Genomic DNA, 6,363 nt, shown 5'->3' with positions numbered 1-6,363 from the left:
TTCTTCATCGGCGACATCGACGACCCGGTGCTGCACAACCCGTACGAGCTGTTCGCCGCGGTGGTCGTCAACCTCATCGCCACGGTGCTCAAGTTCGGCGACCGGACGCAGATCGGCGCCGTCCACCTCGCCACCAGCCTGGTCGCGGACCTCCAGCTCATCTCGGCGGCGCTCGTCTGGGGCTACGCCGTGAACGTCTCCACCGAAGGCCTGACGCCTGCGGCCACGGCGAGCGTGGTGTCGCTGTCGGGCGGGGCACTGCTCGCGAACGTCGTCTCGGTCGTCCTGCTGGTCGTCGAGACGGTGTCGTTCCGCCGCGGATGACGGGAGGCGGCGTGGCTCATCCTTTCCTGCTCCTGTGGCTGCGGCTCGTCGGCGAGGACCGCGCGCAACCCGGGCGCCGTCCGCGCAGGCGCGTCGAGGCGACGTCGGCCGCGGAGGCCACCGCCACGATCTTCCTGGTCATGCGGCGGATGCGGGCGCCGCTGATCGTGCTCATCGTCATCTTCGCGGTCAGCGTGCTGGGCCTGACCCTGATCCCGGGGCAGGACGCCGCGGGCAGGCCGTGGCGGATGGGCTTCTTCGACGCCTTCTACGTGATGAGCTACACGGCGTCGACGATCGGGTTCGGCGAGATCCCGTACCCGTTCACCGCCAACCAGCGGATGTGGGTGACGATCACCATCTACCTGACGGTGATCGGCTGGGCCTACGCCATCGGATCGCTGCTGTCGCTGCTGCAGGACCGCGCGTTCCGCCAGGCGGTGGCGCTGCAGCGCTTCCGCCGCCAGGTGGCCCGGCTGCGTGAGCCGTTCCTGCTGATGGTCGGCTACGGGCGCACGGGCGAGCTGCTCACGCGCTGGTTCGACGCGCTGGGCAGGCGCGTCGTGGTGATCGACACGCAGAAGCACCGGATCGACGAGCTGGATCTCGGCACCTTCCGCGCGGACGTGCCCGCGCTCGTCGCCGACGCCCGCGATCCCGGCCACCTCGGCGTCGCCGGGCTGAACCACCCCTCGTGCGAGGCGGTGCTCGCCCTGGCCGACGACGAGGAGGCGAACCTGGCGGTGGTCATGTCGGCGGCGCTCCTGCGCCCGGACCTCCCCGTGATCGCCCGCACGACCTCCCAGCCGCTCGGTGAGCGCATGCGCGCCTTCGGCACCCCGACCGTGGTCAACCCGTTCGACTGCTTCGGCGACCACCTCCGCCTCGCGCTCCGGTCGCCCGCCGCGCACCAGCTCACGACCTGGCTGGAGGCCGGGCCGGGGGCCCCGCTGCCGTCGCGCGGGAGCCCACCGCGCAACGGGGCCTGGGTGGTGTGCGGCTACGGCCGGCTCGGCGGCGAGGTCTGCGCGGACCTGCGTGCGGAGGGCCTGCAGGTCACGGCCATCGACCCGCGGGCGCAGGGCACCGACGAGGACGTGCTCGTCGGGGACGGGTCCGATCCCCGCGTGCTGGCCCGGGTCGGGCTGGGCCGGGCCGTCGGCTTCGTCGCGGGCACCGACAACGACACGACCAACCTCTCGCTCGTCGCCGCGGCGCGCAACGCCAACCCCCGGCTCTACATCGCCGCCCGGCAGAACCGGCCCGCGAGCGCCCCGCTCTTCGCCGCGATGGAGATCGACGCGCTGCTCGTCCCCACCGAGGTGATCGCGCGCGAGGTCTACGCCCAGGTGTCGACCCCGCTGCTGTGGCGCTTCCTGCGGGAGCTGCCAGCCCGCGACGACGCGTGGGCGGCCGCGCTCGTCGACCGGCTCACCGACCTCTGCGGCGCGCACCTGCAGGCGATGTGGAAGGTGCGGTTCACCCGCCGCGAGGCCCCGGCGCTGGTCGGCTGGCTCGCGTCGGGCCAAGGCCGCCTCGGCGACCTGATGCGCAACCCGGAGGACCGGGACCAGCCGCTGCACGCGGTCGTGCTGCTCGTGCTGCGCGGCGACGAGGCCGTGCTCGCTCCCGGGCCGGAGTTCGAACCCGCCCTCGACGACGAGGTGCTCCTGGTCGGGCGGGCGGCCGCGCGGCGCGCGCTGGACTCGACGCTGCTCGTCGACGCGGTGCGCGAGTACGTCACGACGGGCAGGCGGGTGCCGGTGAGCTGGATCTGGCGGGCCCTGCGCCGGTCCCGGCCCGCGCAGGGCCCGGCGTAGCCTCGATCGCGGCCCGTCGAAGCGACCGATCCCCGTCCTGCGAGGTGAGCCCGTGACCGAGCGGCGTGCGATCGTCGTCGGCGCCGGCATCGGTGGCCTGGCGGCCGCGATCGGGCTGCACCGCGCCGGATGGGCCGTCCGGGTGCTGGAGAAGGCGCCGGTCCCCGCCGAGGTCGGGGCCGGGATAGCGCTGTGGTCGAACGCCCTGCGGGCGCTGGAGTCCCTCGGTGTGGCCGCGGAGATCCGCGCGCACGGCACCCTGCAGGGTGAGGGCGGGGTCCGCACGCCCGACGGGCGCTGGCTCTCGCGGTCGTCGGGCCCGCAGCTGCGCGACGAGCTCGACGTCTCGCTGCTGATGGTCCACCGCGCGACCTTGCACCGGGCGCTGCGTGCGGCGCTTCCCGCCGGGGTCGTGGAGGCGGGCGCCACCGTCATCGGGCTGCGTGGGGACGCCGTCGCCTACCGATCGGGCGGGGCGAGACGGATCGCGGAGGGTGACGTCGTCGTCGGCGCGGACGGCATACGCAGCGCCGTCCGTGCCGCGCTCTACCCGGGCGCGGTGTGGACGCGCTACGCGGGCTTCACCGCCTGGCGCGGGGTCACCGATCGCCCCTACCCGCTGGAGCGGCAGTCCCAGACCTGGGGCGACGGCGCGGAGTTCGGCCTCGTGCAGCTGCTCGACGGCCGCGTCTACTGGTTCGCCACCGGTGACGAGGCCGAGGGCACCCGCTTCCCCGACGAGCGCGCCGAGGTCCTGCGCCGGTTCGGCGGTTGGCACCGGCCGATCGCGGAGGTCGTGTGCGCCACCGACCCGGACGCGGTGTTGCGCCACGACATCCACGTCCTCCCGCGGCCGCTGCCGCCGTTCGCCGCCGGCCGGGTGGCGCTGCTCGGCGACGCCGCCCACGCGGTCACCCCGAACCTCGGCCAGGGTGGCGCCCTTGCCCTGGAGGACGCCGTCGTCCTCGCCCACGAGCTCGCCGCTCCCGGGTCGGTCGCCGCAGCGCTGCACCGCTACGACGCCGCCCGCCGTCCCCGCGCCGAGCAGGTGTCGCGGGCGTCGGAACAGGCCGGGCGGCTCGTCGGCCTGCGCAACCCGCTGCTCGTCCGGTTGCGGACGGCGCTGATGGCGGCCCTGCCGCCGCGCCTCGCGATGGCGGGGATCGCCCGGACGGTGGCGTGGCGGCCGCCCACGTGACGGGCGTGGATGACGTGCTGGGCGTCGCCGTGCGGCGGGCGGACGCGCTCGGCGGCGGCGCCGCGCGGGTGGTGCTGGCAGACGGCCGTACGGTCGTCGTGAAGGAGGGCCCGACCGTCCGAGCCGAGGCCGCGGGCCTGCGCTGGCTAGCCGTGCCGGGCGGCCCGCCGCTCCCCGAGGTCCTCAACGCCGACGGCGACCGGCTCGTCGCCGGCTTCGTCCTCCCGGCCGGGCCGTCCGCGGCGGCGGCCGAGCAGCTGGGGCGACGGCTGGCGGTCATGCACGCGGCCGGGGCACCCGCGTTCGGCGCCGGGCCGCCGGGGGCGTCACCGGATGCGTGGATCGGGCGGGCGCCGATGCGCAACGTCGCCGAGCCCGGCGGCGCTCCACTGCCGGACCGCTCGGACCGGAGCGCGTGGGCCCGGTGGTACGCGGCGGACCGCGTCGAGCCCTACCTCCGGACGGCCCGCGACGCCGGCGACCTCACCCGCGGCGAGGCGGCCGTCGTCGAGCGGGTGTGCGCGACGCTGCCGGCGCTCGCCGGCCCGCCGGAACCGCCCGCGCGGCTGCACGGCGACCTGTGGTCGGGCAACGTCCTCTGGTCCGCGGACGGCGCGTGGCTGATCGATCCGGCCGCGCACGGCGGCCACCGCGAGACCGACCTCGCGATGCTCGCCCTCTTCGGCTGCCCGCACCTCGACGCGCTCCTCGCCGGCTACGACGACGCGGCGCCCCTCGCTCCGGGATGGCGTGAGCGGGTGGCGTTGCACCAGCTGTTCCCGCTGCTCGTGCACGTGGTGCTGTTCGGGCGCGGGTACGCGGGCCAGGCCGTCGCCGCGGCCAGGGCCGCGCTGCGGCTCGCGTGAGGGCGCCGCGGGCCCCGGCTCCGTTCTTCGGGTCTGCGACGGTCTTCGGCTCCGTGACGGTCTTCGGGTCCGCGACGGTCCTCGGGTCCGCGACGTTCCTCGGCGCCGGGCGAGGTCGCCGGGCCGCGCGGCGCCGTGCCGGAAGCGGGCGCGGGCAGCTGGCGCGGGCAGCTGGCGCTCGGCCACGCGCTCGGCCACGCGCTCTGCCACCGCGCTCTGCCACCGCGCTCTGCCACCGCGCTCTGCCACCGCGCTCGGCTCGAACACACGCTCGTCGGCTCGCACCCGCCTTGGGGTGTTCGCACAGCCTGCGGGCGGTGTGTGTGAGAGCACCGCCGGGTGTGTGTGGCGAGGCGGGCCGAGCCAGCAGGCCCCGAGCGCCGGCAGCCCGGAGCGCCAGCAGGCCCCGAGCGCCAGCAGCCGGATCAGGAGCCGTAGCGCGCCACGTACGCGGCGTGGATGGGCTCCCACACCGGCTCGGGGTGCTCGATGTCGACCGAGCCACCGGCGAGCAGGGCCTGCAGCGCATCGAGGTGCAGGTGCCAGCCGGCGACCGTGAACAGGCACGCCTCGGGCATCTCGATGTCGTTGGTGAACCGCAACAGCGTGCCGTCCCCGTCCGGCACGAGCTCCCATACGAGCGTCGTCGGCATCCCGGGCTCGGCAGCTCCGTCACCAGCAGCGTCGTCCCCGGAGAATCCCCACAGCGCGTCGAGGACGAGCAGGTGCGGCGCCTCCGCGCGGGTGACGGTGCCGACCAGCTCGGCGGCCCGCCCGTCCTCGTCGGTGTTGCGCCAGGTGAGGCGGAACGGGCTGCCGGGGGAGGGGGTGAGCTCCGCGTCGCCCCACCAGTCGCGCAGGCGCGCGGGATCGGTGAGGGCTGCCCACACCGTCTCGACGGGGTGGGCGAGGCGGCGTTCGAACCGCAGCCGCGGGCCGGCAGGGGTGGTCTCGACGATGCCGTCGGCGACGGTCATGACCCTCCTTCGAGGTGACGTTCCAGGGCGTCGAGCTGAGCGCTCCACAGCCGCCGGTAGGGCTCCAGCCAGCGGTGCAACTCGGCGAGGGCTTCCGGGCGCAGCGCGTAGACGCGCCGCTGGGCGTCCACGCGGACGCGGACGAGGCCCGCCTCGCGCAGCACGCGCAGGTGCTTGGAGACGCCCGGCTGGCTCAGGCCCAGGCCGTCGACGAGCTCGCCTGCGGTGTGCTCCCGCGAGCGCAGGCGGTCCAGGATCTGCCGCCGGTGCGGCTCCGCGACGGCGAGGAACGGGGACACGCCGCGTACAGTACCGCTCGGCTATATAACCAGCAAGGAATTCTCGCGGGACCTCGCAGCCGTGCCCGCCACCTCGCAGCGGTCCGGACGGCTGCGACGTGCCGGGTGACGTTGCGAGGTGGCCGCCGGCTGCGCCACCCCCCCTCAGGGGGCCTCGTCGCCGGCGCTGGGGGTCTCGATGACGGTGCCGTGCACCAGCGTGGTGAGCGCGTCACCCACGGCGTGGCGGCGCCCCCCGACCCGCAGCCACAGCGGCCCGCCGAACGGGGCACGCTCGTCGACCTGCACGACCGTTCCGGGCCGCACGCCCAGCTCCGCCAGGTAGCGCAGGGCGGCGTCGTCCCGGTCGAGGATGCGGTCCACCCGGAAGGCCGCACCCGCCGCAACGCCGTCGAGCCGGTCGCCCCACGTCTCGACGTGGCGTCCGCCCGGGGGCGGGATCGGGTCGCCGTGCGGATCGGCGTCGGGGTGGCCGAGCAGGCGGTCGATGCGTTCCAGGAGGCCGTCCGAGACGGCGTGCTCGAGCACCTCGGCCTCGGCGTGCACCTCGTCCCAGGGGACGTTCAGCACCCGGACGAGGAAGGTCTCCAGCAGCCGATGGCGGCGGACGACCGCCCGCGCGTGATCGGCGCCGTGCGGGGTGAGCTCGACGGCGTGCTGCGCGTCGCGGTCCACGAGGCCGTGCGACTGCAGGCGCTTGAGCATCGTCGACACCGTGGGCGCCGTGACCTGCAGCATCTCCGCCAGCGCCGTGGTGGTGGCCGGTTCGCAGCGCCCCCTGAGCTTGAAGACGGCCTTGAGCGCGTCCTCGACGGCCTCGGTGTGCACGAGGTTGCAGCAGGGGAGGGCTGCCCGCCGCGCGTGAAGACCGGCCACAGA

The 6,363-nt window shown here is 75.5% G+C and carries 7 protein-coding genes; 4 read left to right on the top strand and 3 right to left on the bottom strand.

What is annotated here, in order from left to right; genetic code table 11:
• From AB7J25_RS21925 to AB7J25_RS21910, 4 genes are all read left to right on the top strand, one after another.
• On the top strand, nt 1-324 hold a 324-nt coding region (locus AB7J25_RS21925; RefSeq protein ID WP_428511586.1), incomplete at its 5' end, for a DUF6394 family protein.
• Between the two features lie 11 nt (nt 325-335).
• Nucleotides 336-2,144 carry a potassium channel family protein gene (locus AB7J25_RS21920; protein ID WP_428511584.1) on the top strand — a complete coding sequence of 603 codons (1,809 nt, stop codon included), beginning with the start codon at nt 336-338 and terminating at the stop codon, nt 2,142-2,144.
• A gap of 52 nt (nt 2,145-2,196) precedes the next feature.
• A complete protein-coding gene (locus AB7J25_RS21915) occupies nt 2,197-3,342 on the top strand; it encodes an FAD-dependent monooxygenase (RefSeq protein WP_428511582.1) in 1,146 nt (381 codons plus the stop codon).
• A gap of 14 nt (nt 3,343-3,356) precedes the next feature.
• Nucleotides 3,357-4,208: a fructosamine kinase family protein gene (locus tag AB7J25_RS21910; RefSeq protein WP_428511588.1), complete on the top strand. Its 852-nt coding sequence runs from the start codon at nt 3,357-3,359 to the stop codon at nt 4,206-4,208.
• Nucleotides 4,209-4,633: 425 nt separating this feature from the next.
• Here the strand turns inward: AB7J25_RS21910 and AB7J25_RS21905 are convergent, their stop codons facing one another.
• The 3 genes from AB7J25_RS21905 to AB7J25_RS21895 form a co-directional block, all read right to left on the bottom strand.
• Nucleotides 4,634-5,185, bottom strand: a complete 552-nt coding sequence (locus AB7J25_RS21905; RefSeq protein ID WP_428511580.1) for an SRPBCC domain-containing protein — start codon at nt 5,183-5,185, stop codon at nt 4,634-4,636.
• Complete coding sequence (locus AB7J25_RS21900) at nt 5,182-5,484, bottom strand: ArsR/SmtB family transcription factor (RefSeq protein ID WP_428511578.1); 303 nt, start codon at nt 5,482-5,484, stop codon at nt 5,182-5,184. The genes AB7J25_RS21905 and AB7J25_RS21900 overlap by 4 nt, the downstream gene beginning before the upstream one ends.
• A gap of 144 nt (nt 5,485-5,628) precedes the next feature.
• Nucleotides 5,629-6,360: a metal-dependent transcriptional regulator gene (locus tag AB7J25_RS21895; RefSeq protein WP_428511576.1), complete on the bottom strand. Its 732-nt coding sequence runs from the start codon at nt 6,358-6,360 to the stop codon at nt 5,629-5,631.
• Nucleotides 6,361-6,363 lie beyond the last annotated feature (3 nt).

Origin of the sequence: Pseudonocardia sp. (genome assembly GCF_050246655.1) — a bacterium.
GTDB lineage: Bacteria > Actinomycetota > Actinomycetes > Mycobacteriales > Pseudonocardiaceae > Pseudonocardia.
Note: the sequence above shows the minus strand (reverse complement) of the source record. Positions and strands in the feature narration are given on the sequence as shown.